Genomic DNA, 16,877 nt, shown 5'->3' with positions numbered 1-16,877 from the left:
TAGAACGGTTTGAAGGTGGTGAAAAGCCAGGTCAGGCTAGCCTTGGTGGGTTTCGTCATGGGCTCGGCCGAGGGAAGGCGATGGATTGCGAGGGTGTCCGGTTCGTCTCCCGCAGGTCAGATGCCACATATTTGCTGAAGGGTCGGGAGTGGCGTTGCCGACGAGCTCGCTCCGCGCTCGGTGAGCCGCCGGGGTCGGTCGTTCGATCGACAGCGGCGTGCCACCCGGGCACGGGTCGGTGGAACAGGTGACTTTTCCCGGCCCGGGGGAGGGTCGATACTGTGCGGGTGAACGAGTACCGGGGCTACGTGATCACGGTGTCCGATACTCGCCTGAGTGAGCTCATCGACGCGGTGCACCGGGCCGTCGCGGGCTGCGCCGAGACGGCGGAGCACAACCCGGGGCTCGCCGTCGCCGATCTCGCCGTGGATCGCGAACCGTGCGGGCACGAGCGCAGCGTCGCGGGGATCACGGTGTGGGCGGGTGCGGCGCTGCGCGTGAATGTGGTGTTCAGCCTGGCCGGCGCCACCGCGATCGCCCGATTGCACGCCGCGCCGCCGGGGCCGGACGCGCTCGCCGCGCACCGGCAGGTGGTGGTCGCCCGCACGCTGACCATGGCCGCCATGGCCGACCTGCTCGGTCGCGGCGTCGCGGCCGACCTCACCCGGCTCGCCGCTTGACCGGCTCGGTCAGAGATCGTCGAGTTCGACGAGCCCGTCCTGCAGTGCCCGCGCGACCAGCGCCGCCTTGGTGGTCGCCGCGCGGCCGACGCAGGCGTACTTCCGCCGGATCCGGATGAGGTGCGTGTTGATCGTCGAGCCGGTGATGAACAGCGTGCGGGCCACCTGCGCCTTGTTGTCGGCCCGGATCCAGACCAGAAGCACTTCTTTCTCCCGGCCGGTCAGTCCGGGGTCGGGGTAGCTGAGTACTGGATCGGCCTGAGCGGTTCGTTCCGGGGGCATGCGGCGATTCCTTCGGTGCGCGGGGGTCTCCCACCATTGAAATCCGAAACATTCGGAGTGCCAACGCACCTCACGAGGCTTTCGGCTCTCCCATGAGAGACCGCTCTCTCATTGTCGGTAACGAAGTGCTCTCGCGATGAGATGCTGTGTGCGGGCGCGTTCGCGCCCGGATTGCCGACGGCGGAGGGGGCCGGGGGATATGGCGGCGGATCAGATCGGGCAGCGGCTCGTCGAGGCGGGAGTGTCCGAGCTGATCGAACATCCCGAGCAGTTGCTCGTGCGGGGGCTCACGGCCGATGCCGTCTTCCACAGCGCCGGTGTCTCGAACGCCACCTACTACCGCCGCTACGACCACAAGAAGAAATACATCGCCGATCTGCTCGGCGGACTGGTCGGCCGCCCGGTGTACTCGGTGCCTGCCCTGCTCGCCGAGGTGGAGCTGGCCACCCTCGGGTCCGGCCGGATGGACTCGGCCGGTCTGACCGCGCTGATCGCCCGGCTCTTCGCCGCGTTCACCGACGACAGGCAGGTGTCCCGCCGAGTACTCGCCCACGCCTTCGCCGGATCGAATCAGTCCGCCGCGCACAGTGTCCGGCTCGACTACCGGCGCCGCGACGAGCTGGTGCTCGCGGTCTACGACGAGGTCTTCGTCCAGCGCGGGCTGACGCTGGCGCGGCCGATCAAACCCGCTGCCTTCGCGGTGCTGGTCAACGCGCTGCTGGAGGGCTTCGCGCTGCGCCACCGCCGCGAGCCGGACGCGGTCACGCCGCAGTCGGTCGCGGACGCGCTGCAGGCGGTGCTCGTCGCCCTGCTCGACGGCACCGGAACCGGGCATCTGAGCGAACTCCCGTCGGCGGTTCCCGGCCCCGCCGCCGCGGTCGTTCCGGTGCTTCCGGTCGATCCGCGGGCCGCCGTTCTCGCCGCCGCCAGGGACGAGTTCACCGCGCGGGGCTACTTCCTGGCCGAGGTGGAGACGATCGCGGCGGCGGCGCAGGTGCCGCGGGACCTGCTGGTGCAGCTGTATCCGACGAAGGCGCACATGATCATCGGCGCGCTCCGGCCCCAGCTCGACGCGATCGACCAGGTCGTCAAGGACGGCCTGCTCTTCGAGCTGCCCGTCGAGGTGATCGTGGAGAAGTACCTGTACCGCCTGGCCCTGATGGCCGCCGAGTACCTGCCGTTCACCGACGCGCTCATGCTCGCGCTCGCGCACGACACCTACGGCGAATCGGATCGGGTCCGGCCGCTCAAGAAGGAGCTCGACCTGCCCGCGATCATCACCCCGGTCATCGCGAAAGGCGTCGCGGACGGCACGTTCGCCGCCGTCGACGAGCCGGTGGAGATCGCCGCGGAGATCACGAACGCCATCATGCTGCGCTGCTTCACCCGGCGGCACCTACCCTCCGCGCAGAACGCGGCGATCATCTCGGCCCTGGTGCTCGGCGGCCTGCGGGCGCGCTGAGCCGGACCCGCCGTCGCGGCGGATCCGGCCCGGCGCGGGTCAGCTCGCCTTGCGCAGGATCGGCAACCGCACGGCGTGGGAGGTCGCGGCGATATCGGAGCGCCCGTGCAGCACCAGGAACGCCGAGCCGGGCGAGCAGGTCCGCACCCGCAGGTCGTGGCCGCGCAACCGGAGTATGGCGGCGAGGCGGGCTGCGGACAGCAGGTGGCCCTCGTCGTCGGTCCGGTAGCGCACCAGCGGCATCGGCCCCGCGACGGTGACGAGCAGCCTGCCATCGTCATCGGTCTCGAGGTAGCGGTGGCGGGGATCGAACTCGACGAAGGTCGGCAGCACCGGGCCCGCGCCGAAGACCTGCTTTCGCAGCCGCGGGTCGGTCTTCGCGAGTCGGCGCACACCGATCGTGGTCGGGGTCTCGTGTCCCACCAAGCCCGCACCGGCGGTGCCGTAGATCAGGCAGGTGTCGGCGTGCGCGCCGGGCTTGCCGAGCAGCCCGAGCAGCAGGTCCCGCCAACGCTCGCTGATGTTCTCGCCCGCCATCACGATCTTCAGGTCCTGGTTCAGCACCGCCGGGCCCGCGCCGTCGAGGACATCGCGCACGAACGGCGGGTGGCCGAAGATCACCACCTGGTCGTACGCGGGGCCGAGCGCGGCGATATCCGCGCGGACGGCGTCGGGATTCTGCTCCGGTGTCACCACCGAGACGGGGAAGCCCTGTGCGGCGAGCGCCTCCAGGCAGGAGACGGTGTCGCCGACCCAGCTGCCGATCGCGGAGGTCACCACGACCAGCGTGGAGCGCTCGTGCGCGCCGAGCGGGCGCAGGATTCGCCGGTGCAGGGTGCTGTCCCGCGCGCGGGATTCGGCGTCGAGCGGCCGGTATCCGGTGCGGCCGGAGCTGCGCGACCAGAACACGGTCGGCACGCCGTCGGCCAGCAGTTCGTGGCGGGGGTACTTCTCGAAGTAGCCCGGCTCGGTCATCGGCGGCAGCTGCGCGAAATCGGCCGGGGTCCGGATATCGCGGGGGTCGATCTCGTGCTCGGCCAGGAAGGGGGCGTAGGCGGGTACGTGCGTGGCGGCGAGCTGGAACACCCGCAGTGCGCGGGCGAATCCGGGCCGGGTGGTTCGGGACATCGGGACTCCTGTCGTCGATGCGGCGCCGATAAGCGCTCGCATCGGACATACCGATTCCCCGGAAGTCGCCGGGGCCTGTCGATGCTTCACCCGACAGACAGCACGGCTTCGGTTCGGCAGTCTGGGTCCGGTGGGTGACTTCGACGGGTATCCACCGAACTGGCCGCATCCGCGCTACACCGACGGGATGGTGCTGTTCGAGAACAGTGAGCATGGCGCGGCGGCGCGCTGTTTCACCGATACCGCCGGCGCGGTCGCTGAGTATCCCGAAGCGGTGATCGACTGCCTCTATTTCGCGGGGCTCGCGCATGCCAACGCCGAAGAATTCAGCCTCGCCGCTTCCGTTCTCGTCGACGGGCTGGACATGCTTCGCGACTACGAACCCGATGAGCACTCCATCACCTTCCTGGGCCTGACCGGCCAGGTCTTCATCGATCTCGGCCGGCTGGTCGAAGCGGCGGAGTACCTGCGATTCGCGGCCGAGCAGTGCATGTTGCTCAGCGAGTTCGAGGAGGGAGCCGAGCTGGAGTTCCGGGCGGGCCGCGCCCTGGTGGAGGCCGGGACCGAGGCCGCGGCCGCCGTCGCCGCCTTCGCGGCGGCCGAGGACGGCTATCTGGTGGCGGGCAGGCGCAACGACGCTGCCGAGACCCGCTTCGAGCGTGCCGAGTTGGCGTTCGATGCCGACGAGCTGGAAACAGCGCGCGGGCACCTGCGGCGGGCACTTCAGCTCTTCGATGTCGATCGGCTGCTCGACCGCGGGACCTGTTGGTTCCTGCTCGGCACGATCAGCGTCGGCCTCGACGACAACGAAGCGGCCGAGCAGCAGTTCGGTGCGGCTCGGAGTTGTGCCGTCGCGATGGATGACGTGGGCACGATCGCCGACTGCGACGACATGCTCGCCGAGCTGTACAGCGACGGCGGGCGGATGGCGGAGGCCGCCGCCGCGCTCGCCGCCGCTGTCGCGGGGTACGACGACGAGCACGCGGGGCGGCGCGCGGACTGCCGACTCCGGTTGGGTGCCATCCTGTTCGACCAGGGTGATACCGACGAAGGCATGGCGCTGTTCCACGCCGCCGAAGCGGACTTCCGCGCCGCGGGCATGCTCGATCGTGTGGCGGCGCTGTACGTGCTGCGCGGCCGGATAGCGAATAACGGCAATCGGAGAGCGGAGGCGTTCGAGCTGTACGGCTCTGCTCGCGGTCTTTACGAGCAGCTCGGCGATGAAGTCGAGAAGGCTTGGTGCGAAACGCTGACCGCTGGCGCCCTCATGATGGATCGGCCGGAAGAGGCCGAGCTGCTGCTCGATCGGTCGGGCGTCGTTCTGGCTCCGGTCAATCGGGAGTACTACCTGACCGGTCGGATGTACCTCGGTGGGGTGTATTTCAAGCGACAGGATCTGACACGTGCCACCGATCTGTTGACCACTACCCGCGTCGAAGCTCTTGTTCTCGACCTGACGACGCTGGCCGCGGGGTGCGCGCTACAGCTCGGAGGGCTGGCGCTGCTCAGGGCCGAGTACACCGAGGCGCTCGAATTGCTCGATGCCGCCCACCCGACCTTCGTAGCCGAGAACGCGGCGCAGCAACTTGCTCTGTGCAGGCAGTTCCAGGGGTTGTGCCGGAACGCACTCGGCGACCATTCCGCCGCCGAGCACGCGCTGTCGGAAGCCAGGCGTGGTCTCTACCGGCACAGCACGCCGGAGATGATCGCCATGGGCGACATCCACCTCGGCCTCGTCTACCTCGAGTCCGGACGGTTCGACGAATCGGCGGCAGCCTTCGCGCACGTGCGCGATCTGCTGCTCGGGGCGAAACTCGATGACCTAGTTCCCGCCCTGGAAGTGAACCGCGGCCTTGCGCTCTTGCGGCAGCGGCGCTATCCCGAGGCCGCGCAGGCCATCGAGCAAGCCGAGCGGGACCTGGCGGCGGGCGGGCAGGCGCTGGATATCGCGCAATGCAGGCATAATCTCGGGGCGGTACGGCTGCTCCAGGGCGACGCTGTGGCGGCGATCGCGGCCTTCGAGTCCGCGGCCGCCCACTTCGCGACCGATCCCGGCTATCGCCGCAATGCGATCGGGTGCGAACTCAACCTCGGGCTCGCGCATGCCGTCGAGGGCAGAAACGGGGTGGGGCTGGAGTACATCGGCCGGGCGCGAGAAGGTTTCGTCGAACAGGGCATGATGGTCGAAGTGGCGAAATGTGATCTGCTCGTCGCCGCGGACCTGTTCGACCGATATCCCGATCGATTGCGCGACGTCATCGCCCTCGGGCTTCCCGCGATGCTCTACATCGGCCACCGGCGCCTGCAGTTCCCGCAGGCATCCGCTCGAGTGGCTTGGGCGAGGCTGTACGCCGACCTTCAGGCGATGATATTCAGTGCCGTGGCCGAGTGCGGAGACTCTGAGCTGATGGCCGAGCTTGTCGAGGTCACCCTGAATTCGGGAGTGCACGCCGCCGAGGCGCGGGCTTCGGTCGAGCGCGCACTCGCCACCGCCGACACGCCCGCTGCGGGCGACATCGGAACCCGCTCCGAAACGCCACCGCTCTTCGCTCCTGCCGGAGCGCTGATCGCGGGGGTTGATCTGCCGATGCGGCCCGCTCCGCGACTGCGCATGCCGAGCGGCAGCACCGCGCTCGCGGCCTACATCGACAGCGCGGTACAACGCTACGGAGGCATCGACCCCGGGTTCGAGATCGCCGCCTGGTGATCCCCGCGAACCCCTTTCCCAGCAAATAGAACGTGTTATAGTTTCGACCGTCCGCCGGCCGGGTTGCGCCGTGGCCGTGGTCCGGCGCAACCGAGAAGAACATGTCTCAGTTTCTACTGCGGCACGCGCCGAGAGGGGCACGATGAACACACCTGCGCCGAGCCGGGAGCCCGATCCGCTGCACCGGGAGCCGTTGCCGGTCGATCTGCTGATCCGCTCGCTGGACCGCTACGCCGATCGGACCGCCGTGCACATCGGCGACGAGACGCTGACCTATCGCGAGGTGCGGGATCGGATCAGCACCTTCGCGCAGGCGTATCGGGCGCTGGGCCTCGGCGTCGGCAGCCGGGTGGCGCTGCTCTCGGCGAACCGGCCGGAGGTGCTGTTCACGCAGGGGGCGAACGGCGTCGTTGGGGTGCGGTTCGTGTCGCTGCATCCGATGGGGTCGCTGGACGACCATTCGTACGCGCTGGCGGACGGCGATATCGAGACGCTGATCTACGACCCGGACAAGTACGAGGAGCGGGCGGCGCAGCTGGCGGCGGCGGTGCCGAGCCTGAAGACCCTGCTCGCGCTCGGGCCGACCGAGGCGGGGACGGATCTGATCGCCACCGCGGCCGGGTTCGAGCCGGTGCCGCTGACGGCGCCGGACGTGTCGCTGAACGACACCGGGAGCCTGGCCTACACCGGCGGCACCACCGGCAAATCCAAGGGCGTCATGCTCAGCTATCGGGGTGCGGCGGCGCTGCTGCGCATCCAGATGGCGGAGTGGCAGTGGCCGGCGGAGACCCGCTTCCTGGTCTGCACGCCGCTGAGCCACGCGGGCGGCGCGTTCTGGAATCCGACCAGCCTGCAGGGCGGGTCGATCGTGGTGCTGCCCGGGTTCAGCCCGGCGGCGGTGCTCGCGGCGATCGAGAAGTACCGGATCACCTCGACCATGCTGGTCCCGACCATGCTCTACGCGCTGCTCGACTACCCGGAGCTGGACAAGTACGACCTCTCCAGCCTGGAGACGGTCTTCTACGGCGCCTCGGCGATCTCGCCGACCCGGCTGGCCGAGGCGATCCGGAAGTTCGGCCCGATCTTCTTCCAGTTCTACGGCCAGGCCGAGAGCCCGATGACGATCTCGGTGCTGCGCAAGGAGGATCACGACCTGGACAAGCCGGAGCGGCTGGCCTCCTGCGGCAAGCCGGTGCCGTGGCTGCACGTGGCGCTCCTCGACGACCAGGGCGATACGGTGCCCGACGGCGAGCCGGGCGAGGTCTGCGTGCGCGGGCCGCTGGTCATGCAGGGGTACCTGAACAAGCCGGAGCAGACGGCGGAGGCGACCCAGTTCGGCTGGTTGCACACCGGCGATATCGCGCGGCAGGACGCGGAGGGGTTCCTCTACATCGTCGACCGCAAGAAGGACATGATCGTCTCCGGCGGCTTCAATGTGTACCCGCGCGAGGTGGAGGACGTGCTCTCGGCGCATCCGGCGGTGAGCGCCGCCGCGGTGATCGGGGTGCCGGACGACAAGTGGGGCGAGGCGGTCAAGGCGGTGGTGGTGCTGCGCGAGGGGCAGCAGGTCGCCGTCGAGGAGCTGCAGGCGCTGGTCAAGGAGCGCAAGGGGGCGGTGTACACGCCGAAGTCGATCGACTTCGCGGCGAGTATTCCGGTGAGCCCGCTCGGCAAGCCGGACAAGAAGGCGCTGCGCGCGCAGTACTGGGGCGAGTCGGCGCGTCAGGTGAACTGAGGAATCATGCGGCCGGGCAGTGCGATTCGGGCGCGGCGCGCAGCCGCGTTCCGGGTGCTGCCCGGCGGCGGGGGTGGGGCGCAGTGCGTGCGACGGCCCGCTTCAGCGGTCCGGCGGACCCGCGAGGATCGCGGTGACGGTGTCGAGCAGCTCCGCCAGCACCTCGTCGGCGGTGAGGTGGGTGCCGCTGAGCGCGAGGATGTCGCGCAGCCGGTCCCGGTCGCCGAGGGTCTGGAAGGTGAAGGTCATCGCCTGGGTGAGGCGGAAGCGCACCGTGCGGGGCGGGAGCTCCGGGTGCAGCCGGGTGAGCAGCTCGGTGAAACGCACGGCCTGGGCGGTGAACTCCTCGGTCACCTGGCGGAGCGCACCGTGGTTGACGGTGATCACGTCGGCGACGACGGTGACCCAGTCGCCGCCGCCCGCGGCCATGGCCTCGGCGACCGGGCGGACGAAGGCCTCGGCCAGGGCGCGGGGGGAGGGGGCGCTTGCCCCGGCGGCGTCGAGCAGCTCGGCGCGGCGCACCGAGATCTCCCCGCCGCGCGCCCGGATCACGGCCCGGACCAGGGCATCCTTCGAACCGAAGTGGTAGTGCACCGACGCGACATTCGCGCCTGCCGCGGCCATCACGGCGCGCAGCGAGACGGCGTCGATGCCGCGTTCGGCGAAGAGCCGCTCGGCGGCGGCCACCAGCCTGCGGTCGGTGGACAGCGTGGCGTCCGCGCGTGGCGCGCCGGATCCCGCCGTTTCCCGGCCTGCAGTCACGGAATCGACCCTAGCGCCCCACGCCCGGCCCGCGGGACCGACGCGGGGCACGGCGCTGCCGTCATCCCCGGCGCGGTGCCCGGCCTACGAGGTCTTGTGCGGCACGCCGACGACGAGCCCGCCGTCCACGATGAACTCGGCCCCGGTGGCGTAGGACGACTCGTCGCTGGCCAGGAAGAGCACGAAGGTCGCGACCTCCTCCGGCGCGGCCGGGCGGCCCATCGGAATGGTGACCATGTCGTCCGGGATGTTCTCCGTCATGGGGGTGCGGATCAGCCCCGGGTGCAGCGAGTTCACCCGGATGCCGAGCGGCGCCAGCTCCAGCGCGGCCGACTTGGCCAGGCCGCGCACGCCCCACTTGGTGGCGACGTAGCCGTGCGCCCAGGGGGCCCCGCGCAGCCCCTCGATCGAGGAGACGTTGATGATCGAGCCGGTGCCCGCCTTCTTCATGGCGGGCACGGCGGCGCGCAGGCCGAGGAAGGTGCCGGTCAGGTTGACGTCCAGGATGCGGCGCCACTGGTCCAGATCGAACTTGTGGATGGGCGCGCCGTTCACGATGCCCGCGTTGTTCACCAGCACGGTGAGCGAGCCGAACTCCTGCACGGCGACGGCGACGGCCGCGTCCCACTCCTCGGGCTGCGTCACGTCGAGGTGCACGTAGCGCGCGCTCGGGCCGATCTCCTCGGCCAGCGCCTTGCCCTCGTCGTCCAGGATGTCGCCGATGACGACCTGCGCGCCCTCGGCCACCAGCAGCCGGGCGTGTGCCGCGCCCATGCCTCTCGACCCGCCACTGATGAGTGCAACTTTGCCGTCAACGCGTCCCATGGGCCGACGTTATCATAGGATCTGGAACAGGTTCCAGACACATATCCGGACAGGTGCTCGGTCACCGTCCGGCAGAGGAGATTCCATGCCCATCCGCGTCGTCCACATCGCCACCGGGAACGTGGGCGCGCTGGCGCTGCGCCAGCTCGTCACCGACCCGCGCTTCGAGCTCGCCGGGCTCGCGGTCTCGACGCCGGGCAAGGTCGGGAAGGACGCGGGGGAGCTGGCCGGGCTCGACGTGGTCACCGGCATCACCGCGGTGGACGACCTGGACGCGCTGCTCGCGCTGGAGCCGGACTGCGCGGTCTACTGCGCCATGGGCGACACCAGGCCGATGGAGGCGCTGGAGGACTGCCTGAAGTTCCTGGCCGCGGGGGTGAACGTGGTCGGCTCGGCGCCGGTGTCGTTCCAGTACCCGTGGCAGGTGCTGCCGCAGAAGGTGATCGACCGGGTGCAGCAGACGGCGGTGGACGGCGGGGCGAGCTTCTTCGTCACCGGGGTGGACCCGGGGTTCGCGAACGACCTGATCCCGTTCGCGCTCGCCTCCACCTGTCAGCGGATCGAGCAGGTGCGCTGCCTGGAGATCGCGGACTACGCGACCTACGACGGCGCGACCGTCATGTTCGACGTCATGGGATTCGGCAAGCCGCTGGACGAGGTCCCGCTGCTCCTGCTGCCCGGGGTGCTCACCATCGCGTGGGGGTCGACGCTGCGGCAGCTGGCGGCCGGGTTCGGGATCGAGCTGGACGAGATCACCGAGAGCTACGAGCGGGAGCCCGCGCCGGAGGCGTTCGACATCGCGGCCGGGCACGTGCCGAAGGGCGGGGTGGCGGCGCTGCGCTTCGAGATCGTCGGGCGGGTCGACGGGCATCCGGCGATCGTGGTGGAGCACGTGACCCGGCTCCGCGACGACCTGCGGCCGGATTGGGCGCGGCCTGCGCAGGAGGGCGGGTCGTACCGGGTGGAGATCACGGGGGAGCCGTCGTACACCGTGGATATCTGCCCGACCAGCGAACTCGGCGATCACAACCACGCCGCGATCGTGGCGGCGGCGGGGCGGATCGTGAACGCGATCCCCGATGTCGTCGCGGCGGAGCCGGGGCTGCGGACCACCGCGGACCTGCCGCTGGGTACCGGCAGGGGAGTCTTCGCGGTTCCCGCGAAGTGAGGTCTCCGGGCCGGTCGGAATCCGACCGGCCCGGCCCCTACCCCCGCGGACCGCGGTACAGCGTCACCGCGCAGGCCCCGCCGAGCCCGAGGTTGTGCGCCAGCCCGATCCGGGCGCCCGCGACCTGCCGCCTCTCCGCCAATCCGCGCAACTGCCAGGACAACTCGGCGCACTGCGCCAGCCCGGTCGCGCCGAGCGGATGCCCCTTGGAGATCAACCCCCCGGACGGGTTCACCACCCACCGCCCGCCGTACGTGGTCGCCCCGGACTCCACCAGCGCCCCGGACTCGCCCGGCGCGCACAACCCGAGCGCCTCGTAGGTGAGCAGCTCGTTGATCGAGAAGCAGTCGTGCACCTCGAGCACGTCGACCTCCTCGATACCGACCCCGGCCGCCTCGAAGACCTGCCGCCCGGCCCGCCGCGTCATGGGCGTGCCGACCACGTCGATCATCGACCCGCTCGCGAAGGATTCGGCGTCGTCGGTGACGAGCGCCTGCGCCGCGATCTCCACCGCCTGCCCGCCGAGCCCGTGCTCCTCGACGAACCGCTCGCTCGCGATCACCGCGGCGGCGGCGCCGTCGGACATGGGGGAGCACTGCGAGCGGGTGAGCGGGTCGTGCACCGGCTTGTCGGCGAGCACCTGCTCGACGGTGTAGGCGTTCTGGAACTGGGCGTACGGGTTGCGCGTCGAGTGCTCGTGGTTCTTCACCGCGACCGCGGCCAGCTGCTCCCGCGTCGTGCCGTGCACGCGCATGTGCTCGGCCGCTGCGGCGCCGAAGAACTGTGTGGTGAGCGGCGCGGTGCCGAACCCGGCCGCGGCCTTCAGTGCCGCCAGGTGCCGGTCGATGGTGGTCACCGCGGGCCGCGCCCCCGACCCGGCCATGGCCTCCCTGGTCATCTGCTCGAAGCCGACGGCGAGGGTCACGTCGGCGGCGCCGAACCGCACCCACTCCTGGGCGAGCAGCAGCGCGGAGGTGCCGGTGGCGCAGTTGTTGTTGACGTTCACCGCGGGAATCCCGGTCAGCCCCACCTCGTAGAGCGCGCGCTGGCCCGCGGTGGAGGGCTGGAACACGTAGCCGACGGCCGCCCGCTTGACCCGGTCGTAGCCGATGCCCGCATCGCCGAGCGCGCCGCTCACCGCCTCGGCCACCATCTGCGGGTAGGTCCAGTCGCGGCTCTGGATCTTCTCGAACTTGGTCATCCCGACGCCGACGACGTAGGCCCGGTTGCTCATTCGTACTCCTCGGATCAGGGCCGGTCGCTGCCGACGACCCACAGGGCGTGGAACTGGGAGGCGCCGCCCATGGCGTGCCCGACGGCCAGGCGCGCGCCGTCCACCTGGTGTGCACCCGCGGTGCCGCGCACCTGCAGCGCGGCCTCGGCGAAGCGGAGCAGCCCGGTGGCGCCGGTGGGGTTGCCGGAGAGCACGCCGCCGGAGGGGTTCACCGGCAGCCTGCCGCCGAAGGCGGTGCTGCCGTCGTCGACGAGTTCCCAGGCGCGGCCCTCCTCGGCCAGCCCGATGTTCTCCAGCCACATGGGCTCGTACCAGCTGTACGGGATGTACAGCTCGGCGGTGTCGATCTCGCGGGCGGGGTCGGTGATCCCGGCCTGGCGGTAGGCGTCGGCGGCGCACTGGCGGCCCGCCTCCGGGTTCACCTCGTCGCGGCCGGCGAAGTGGCCGGTCTCGGTGCGCCAGGACATGCCGTGGATCCAGGCGGGCGGGTGCGTGCCGCCGCCGGTGTCGTCCGCGCCGGTGACCACGATGGCGCAGGAGCCGTCCGAGGAGGGGCAGGACTCCAGGTAGCGGATGGGGTCCCAGAGCATGCGCGAGGCGCGCACCTCCTCGACGGTGATGTCCGGGCGCTGGATGTGCGCGTACGGGTTGCGGGTGGCGTTCAGCCGGTGGTTCACCGCGACCTGCCAGCCGATGTGCTCGGGCGCGCCGGAGCGGCGGATGTACTCGCGGATGATCGGGGCGAAGTGCGCGCCCGCGCCCGCGCCGAGGTGCGCGCTGAACGGGAGGCCGCGGGAGAGCGCCCAGGTGAAGTCGCCCTCGGACTCCTTGGAGTAGGCGACCACCAGCACCCGCTTCGCCAGCCCGGCCTGCACCAGGTGCGCGCCGTAGATGGCGGCGTGCCCGCCGACGCTGCCGCCGGTGAAGACCCTGGTCACCGGCAGGCCGCGGGCGCCCATGGCGTCGGCGAGGTAGAGCTCGGGGTTCATCACGCCGTCGAACAGGTCGGGGGTCTTGGAGAGCACCACCGCGTCGATGTCGGCGAACTCCAGCCTGGCATCGGTGAGCGCGGCGTCCACCGACTCGCGCACCAGCGCGCCGATGGTGACCTCGCGCCGCTTGGCCTGCCTGCTCTGCCCGATCCCGACCACAGCGGTTCTCATCGGTCACCCTCCAGCAGGCAGATCATGTTCTGTTGCAGCGCAGGGCCGTTGGTGGCATGCGCCAGCGTCCGCCCGGCCCGGCCGCGCAGGATGTGCGCCGCCGCCTCGCCGATCCGGATGAGCCCGGTCGCGGTGGCAGGCCGGCCGGTGAGCGGGCCGCCGCCCGGGTTGATCGGGGTGGCGCCGAGGCCGAGCGCGGCGGCGAGAAACGGCTCCTGATAGCTGTACTCGGTGTGCAGCTCGGCGATGTCGACGTCGGCGGCGCCGAACCCGGCGAACTCGGCCGCCTTCGCCGCCGCGCGGGTCACGGTGTCGCACCTGGTCAGATCCCGCGCGCCGAGGTAGTGCGTGTCCATCCGGTGGTCGATGCCGCGCAGCCACGCCGGGCGTTCGGTCAGCGCCCGCGCGGCGTCGCCCGCGGCGAGCACCAGCACGGCGGCGGCGTCGCCGGCGGGGCCGCAGTCGTGCGCGCGCAGCGGGCTGGCGACGTACGGCGCCGCCAGCAGCTCCTCCACCGTCACCACCCCGCTGACCTGCGCGCCCGGCTCGTCCACGGCGGCGGCGAGGCTGCGCGCGACCACCTCGGCCAGCTGCTTCTCGTCCAGCGCGCCCGCGGCGAGCAGCGCGGCGGCCTGCAACCCGGCGGCGGCGTCGCGGTGCGGGCGCAGCGGGGCGAGGAAGTAGGGGTCGAGCTGGGCGGCCATGACCTGGTCCAGGTCGCTGGGGAGCGCGGCGCGGCCGATCCCGTACACCACCGCGATCTCGCCCTCGCCGAGCTGCAGCCAGGTCCACGCCTCGTGCAGCGCCCAGGCCGCGTCCATCTCGACGTGCGACTCGGAGATCGGCGGCCAGGCGCCGACCGCGTCCAGCGAGTCGATGTAGGCGAAGGTGCGGCCCTCGAAGAAGTCGTGGCTGCCGGAGGCCCAGAAGTCGACCCGGTCGCGGGTGATCCCGGCCGCGGTCAGCGCGCGGCGCATGACCGGGAGCAGGATCTCGGCCATGTCGACCTCGCGGTCGGCGGCCTTCCCCGGTGACCGCTCGTACGCCACCACCGCGACATCACGCATCGGAACCCCCCGCCGTCGGCCGGAAGTACCGGATGCTGTCCAGGGAGTGCGTCAGCTCGGCCGCCTCGGCCCACACCGGCTCCACCTCCATGCCGATCTCCAGTGCGGCCGAATCGATCTCGCGCACCAGGTGCATGAGCCTGGTGTCGGCGCCGTGCACCTGGATCTGCGCGACCGCGTACGGCGGGTCGAACCGCTGCCCGGGGAAGGGGAAGTTGACCACGCAGAAGGTGCGCACGGTTCCGGTGCCCGCCAGCGGGAAGGGCGCGCCGAGCTCGGTGAGGCAGCGCGAACAGAACTCCGGCGGCGGCAGGTACACCTGCGCACAGCCGGGGCAGCGCCTGGCCAGCAGCTCGCGCCGGGCGAGGCCGCGCAGGAAGAGCGAGCGCCCGCCGCCCGCCACGTAGGTGTAGTCCATCTTGAACGGGCTGGTGAACGTGGTCACCGGGGCGGGCAGGGTCACGATTCCTCCAGGGGCTCGAAGCAGACGATGTCGCGGATGCTCCCCTCCCGCTCCGCACGCCAGCGCACCCTGACCCGCAGCCCGACGCCGATCGAATCCAGCTCCCCGCCGACGTCGACCGCGTGGAAGAGCGCCCCCTCGGTGCCGTCGATCCGGATCAGCGCCCAGGCGAAGTGGCCGGGGCCGAGTTCGTCGTGCTCGCGGCTCGGCACCCCGGTCCAGCCGAGCACCGTGCCGACGTCGGGGAGTGGAACGAGTTCGCCGGTGGGGCGCGCGGTGTCCGGGTCGATCTCCAGCGGCGGGCAGAGCACGGTGCCGCGGTCGGTACGGGCGCCGAAGAGCCGCGCCTCGCGGAGCCCGCCGAAGAACACGCCGAGCGTCGGCCCCACCGTGCGGGTGAACGGGAACTCGACGCTGTAGGGCGCGGTGAGGCTGGAATCAGCGGGTTCGCTCGGCACGGAGCCTCCTCGGGTGGGGATCGCCCACCGATCGTGGACCGGGACCGCGGCGATGTCAATCAACTGATTGAACCGCCGCCGACCGGTCTGCTCGGACAGGTGTACAGGTGTGCGCCGGTGTCGTAAGCTCGAGCATAATTAGAACCTGTTACACCACTCGGTGTGAGGAGATCGCATGGCCATCGTCGAAACGCTGCCGCCGACCGCCGACGGGCACCGCAGGCTCGGCCTGCGCTCGCCCGCGGACGGGGCGGACGTCGGCGAGATCGTGGTGCGCACCCCGGAGGAGGTCGCCGCCGCGATCGCGACGGCCCGCGCCGCCCAGCCGGGCTGGGCCGCGCGGCCGGTCAAGGAGCGCGCCGCGATCATCCGCCGGGCCGTGCAGGTGCTGGTGGATCGCCGCGCGGAGATCGCCGCCACCGTGCGCGGGGAGACCGGCAAGCCACTGGTCGAGGCGCTAGCGGTGGAGATTCTGCCCTCCTGCGACTTCCTGAACTACTGGAGCGGCCGCGCGGTCAAGGACCTCGCCGACGAGAAGCGGCGGCTGCACGGCTATCTCGCGCCGCTGAAGAAGCTGGTGGTGAGCTACCGGCCGCTCGGCGTCGTCGGCGTGATCACGCCGTGGAACGGGCCGTTCGTGCTCTCGATCAACCCGGTGGCGCAGGCGCTGCTCGCCGGGAACGCGGTGCTGCTCAAGCCGTCCGAGGTCACCCCGCACTCCGGCGAGTGGGCCGTGAAGGTGCTGCACGAGGCCGGGGTTCCCGAGGACGTGCTCCAGGTGCTGCACGGCGACGGGGAGACCGGCGCGGCCCTGGTCAACGGCGATATCGACAAGATCTCGTTCACCGGGAGCGTGCCGACAGGCAAGCGGATCGCGGCGGCCTGCGCCGAGCGGCTCATCCCGTGCACGCTCGAGCTCGGCGGCAAGGACGCCATGATCGTCTGCGCCGACGCGGATCTGGAGCGGGCCTCGGCGGGCGCGGTGTACCTGTCGATGTTCAACAGCGGGCAGGTGTGCGTCGGGGTCGAGCGGATCTACGTGGTGGAGAGCGTGGCCGACGAGTTCGTCGCCAAGGTGCGGGAGAAGGCCGCGGCGGTCACCTACGGCGCGGGCAAGGACGTCGGCCCGCTCTTCTGGGATCGCCAGCTCGACATCGTCAGCAAGCACGTGCAGGACGCCAGGGACAAGGGCGCCACCGTGCTGCTCGGCGGCGAGCAGGACACCGCGGACGGCGTCTACTTCCAGCCGACGCTGGTCGTCGACGTCACGCACGACATGGAGCTCATGCGCGAGGAGACCTTCGGCCCGATCGTCTCGATCATGCGGGTCGCCGACGAGGACGAGGCCGTCCGGCTCGCCAACGACTGCGCGTACGGGCTGAGCGGCAGCGTCTTCACCAGGGACCGCGCCAAGGCGGTCCGGCTGGCGCGCGAGCTGCACACCGGGTCGGTGGTGCACAACGACGCCTCGGTCATCTACGGGGTGCCGGAGGCGCCGTTCGGCGGGCGCAAGAACAGCGGGCTCGGGCAGGTCAACGGCATCGACGCGCTGCGCGGGTTCACGCACGCGCAGCCGGTGCTGATCGACCGCTGGGGGCCGAAGAAGGAGAGCATCTGGTACCCGTACGCCGACGAGATGGTGCAGACGCTGGACCGCACCATCCGGCTCGGCTTCGGGAGCAAGATAGCGCGCAAACTCATGCGCTGAGCCGCGCCCGGGGCGGTGCCCCGGGTGCACCGCGA

The 16,877-nt window shown here is 71.1% G+C and carries 15 protein-coding genes; 6 read left to right on the top strand and 9 right to left on the bottom strand.

Annotated elements, in window-relative coordinates; all coding sequences use genetic code 11:
* Positions 1-287 precede the first annotated feature (287 nt).
* A complete protein-coding gene (locus ACFUJ1_RS26240) occupies positions 288-680 on the top strand; it encodes a hypothetical protein (protein WP_378649706.1) in 393 nt (130 codons plus the stop codon).
* Positions 681-689: 9 nt separating this feature from the next.
* On the opposite strand, the gene ACFUJ1_RS26235 is transcribed toward ACFUJ1_RS26240, so the two are convergent.
* Positions 690-962, bottom strand: a complete 273-nt coding sequence (locus tag ACFUJ1_RS26235) for a LuxR C-terminal-related transcriptional regulator (protein WP_378649705.1) — start codon at positions 960-962, stop codon at positions 690-692.
* 199 nt (positions 963-1,161) lie between these two features.
* Between ACFUJ1_RS26235 and ACFUJ1_RS26230 the strand changes: the two genes are divergently transcribed.
* Positions 1,162-2,424 (top strand): hypothetical protein, encoded by a 1,263-nt coding sequence (locus ACFUJ1_RS26230; protein WP_378649704.1) that lies wholly within the window; start codon positions 1,162-1,164, stop codon positions 2,422-2,424.
* A gap of 39 nt (positions 2,425-2,463) precedes the next feature.
* Here ACFUJ1_RS26230 and ACFUJ1_RS26225 read toward each other — a convergent pair whose 3' ends face one another.
* Positions 2,464-3,552: a phenylacetate--CoA ligase family protein gene (locus ACFUJ1_RS26225; protein WP_378649703.1), complete on the bottom strand. Its 1,089-nt coding sequence runs from the start codon at positions 3,550-3,552 to the stop codon at positions 2,464-2,466.
* 130 nt (positions 3,553-3,682) lie between these two features.
* Between ACFUJ1_RS26225 and ACFUJ1_RS26220 the strand changes: the two genes are divergently transcribed.
* Both ACFUJ1_RS26220 and ACFUJ1_RS26215 read left to right on the top strand, forming a co-directional pair.
* A complete protein-coding gene (locus ACFUJ1_RS26220; protein ID WP_378649702.1) occupies positions 3,683-6,259 on the top strand; it encodes a hypothetical protein in 2,577 nt (858 codons plus the stop codon).
* 142 nt (positions 6,260-6,401) lie between these two features.
* Positions 6,402-7,994, top strand: coding sequence for an AMP-binding protein (locus tag ACFUJ1_RS26215; protein WP_378649701.1), 1,593 nt, complete (start codon positions 6,402-6,404; stop codon positions 7,992-7,994).
* A 102-nt stretch (positions 7,995-8,096) separates the two neighbouring features.
* Here the strand turns inward: ACFUJ1_RS26215 and ACFUJ1_RS26210 are convergent, their stop codons facing one another.
* Together ACFUJ1_RS26210 and ACFUJ1_RS26205 are read right to left on the bottom strand one after the other, a co-directional pair.
* The gene (locus tag ACFUJ1_RS26210; protein ID WP_378649700.1) at positions 8,097-8,756 is read right to left on the bottom strand and encodes a TetR/AcrR family transcriptional regulator; all 660 of its coding nucleotides are present in this window, start codon (positions 8,754-8,756) and stop codon (positions 8,097-8,099) included.
* Between the two features lie 84 nt (positions 8,757-8,840).
* The gene (locus ACFUJ1_RS26205) at positions 8,841-9,581 is read right to left on the bottom strand and encodes a glucose 1-dehydrogenase (RefSeq protein ID WP_378649699.1); all 741 of its coding nucleotides are present in this window, start codon (positions 9,579-9,581) and stop codon (positions 8,841-8,843) included.
* A gap of 85 nt (positions 9,582-9,666) precedes the next feature.
* Here ACFUJ1_RS26205 and ACFUJ1_RS26200 point away from each other — a divergent pair, with 85 nt between their 5' ends.
* The gene (locus ACFUJ1_RS26200; protein ID WP_378649698.1) at positions 9,667-10,749 is read left to right on the top strand and encodes a diacylglycerol kinase; all 1,083 of its coding nucleotides are present in this window, start codon (positions 9,667-9,669) and stop codon (positions 10,747-10,749) included.
* Positions 10,750-10,786: 37 nt separating this feature from the next.
* Here ACFUJ1_RS26200 and ACFUJ1_RS26195 read toward each other — a convergent pair whose 3' ends face one another.
* From ACFUJ1_RS26195 to ACFUJ1_RS26175, 5 genes are read right to left on the bottom strand one after another with little or no spacing between them, the layout of a single operon-like run.
* Positions 10,787-11,983, bottom strand: a complete 1,197-nt coding sequence (locus tag ACFUJ1_RS26195; RefSeq protein WP_378649697.1) for a beta-ketoacyl synthase N-terminal-like domain-containing protein — start codon at positions 11,981-11,983, stop codon at positions 10,787-10,789.
* A 14-nt stretch (positions 11,984-11,997) separates the two neighbouring features.
* Entirely contained in the window at positions 11,998-13,146 is a 1,149-nt protein-coding gene (locus tag ACFUJ1_RS26190) for a thiolase domain-containing protein (protein WP_378649696.1), read from the bottom strand.
* Entirely contained in the window at positions 13,143-14,213 is a 1,071-nt protein-coding gene (locus ACFUJ1_RS26185; protein WP_378649695.1) for a lipid-transfer protein, read from the bottom strand. The genes ACFUJ1_RS26190 and ACFUJ1_RS26185 overlap by 4 nt, the downstream gene beginning before the upstream one ends.
* Positions 14,206-14,679, bottom strand: a complete 474-nt coding sequence (locus ACFUJ1_RS26180) for a Zn-ribbon domain-containing OB-fold protein (protein WP_378649736.1) — start codon at positions 14,677-14,679, stop codon at positions 14,206-14,208. The genes ACFUJ1_RS26185 and ACFUJ1_RS26180 overlap by 8 nt, the downstream gene beginning before the upstream one ends.
* Complete coding sequence (locus ACFUJ1_RS26175; protein WP_233016609.1) at positions 14,673-15,134, bottom strand: Zn-ribbon domain-containing OB-fold protein; 462 nt, start codon at positions 15,132-15,134, stop codon at positions 14,673-14,675. Before ACFUJ1_RS26175 ends, ACFUJ1_RS26180 begins: the two co-directional genes overlap by 7 nt.
* 175 nt (positions 15,135-15,309) lie before the next feature.
* On the opposite strand from ACFUJ1_RS26175, the gene ACFUJ1_RS26170 reads away from it, so the two are divergent.
* Positions 15,310-16,842: an aldehyde dehydrogenase family protein gene (locus ACFUJ1_RS26170; RefSeq protein ID WP_378649694.1), complete on the top strand. Its 1,533-nt coding sequence runs from the start codon at positions 15,310-15,312 to the stop codon at positions 16,840-16,842.
* Positions 16,843-16,877: the final 35 nt, after the last annotated feature.

Source organism: Nocardia sp. NPDC057227, assembly GCF_042669725.1.
GTDB classification, from domain to species: domain Bacteria; phylum Actinomycetota; class Actinomycetes; order Mycobacteriales; family Mycobacteriaceae; genus Nocardia; species Nocardia asteroides_A.
Note: the sequence above shows the minus strand (reverse complement) of the source record. Positions and strands in the feature narration are given on the sequence as shown.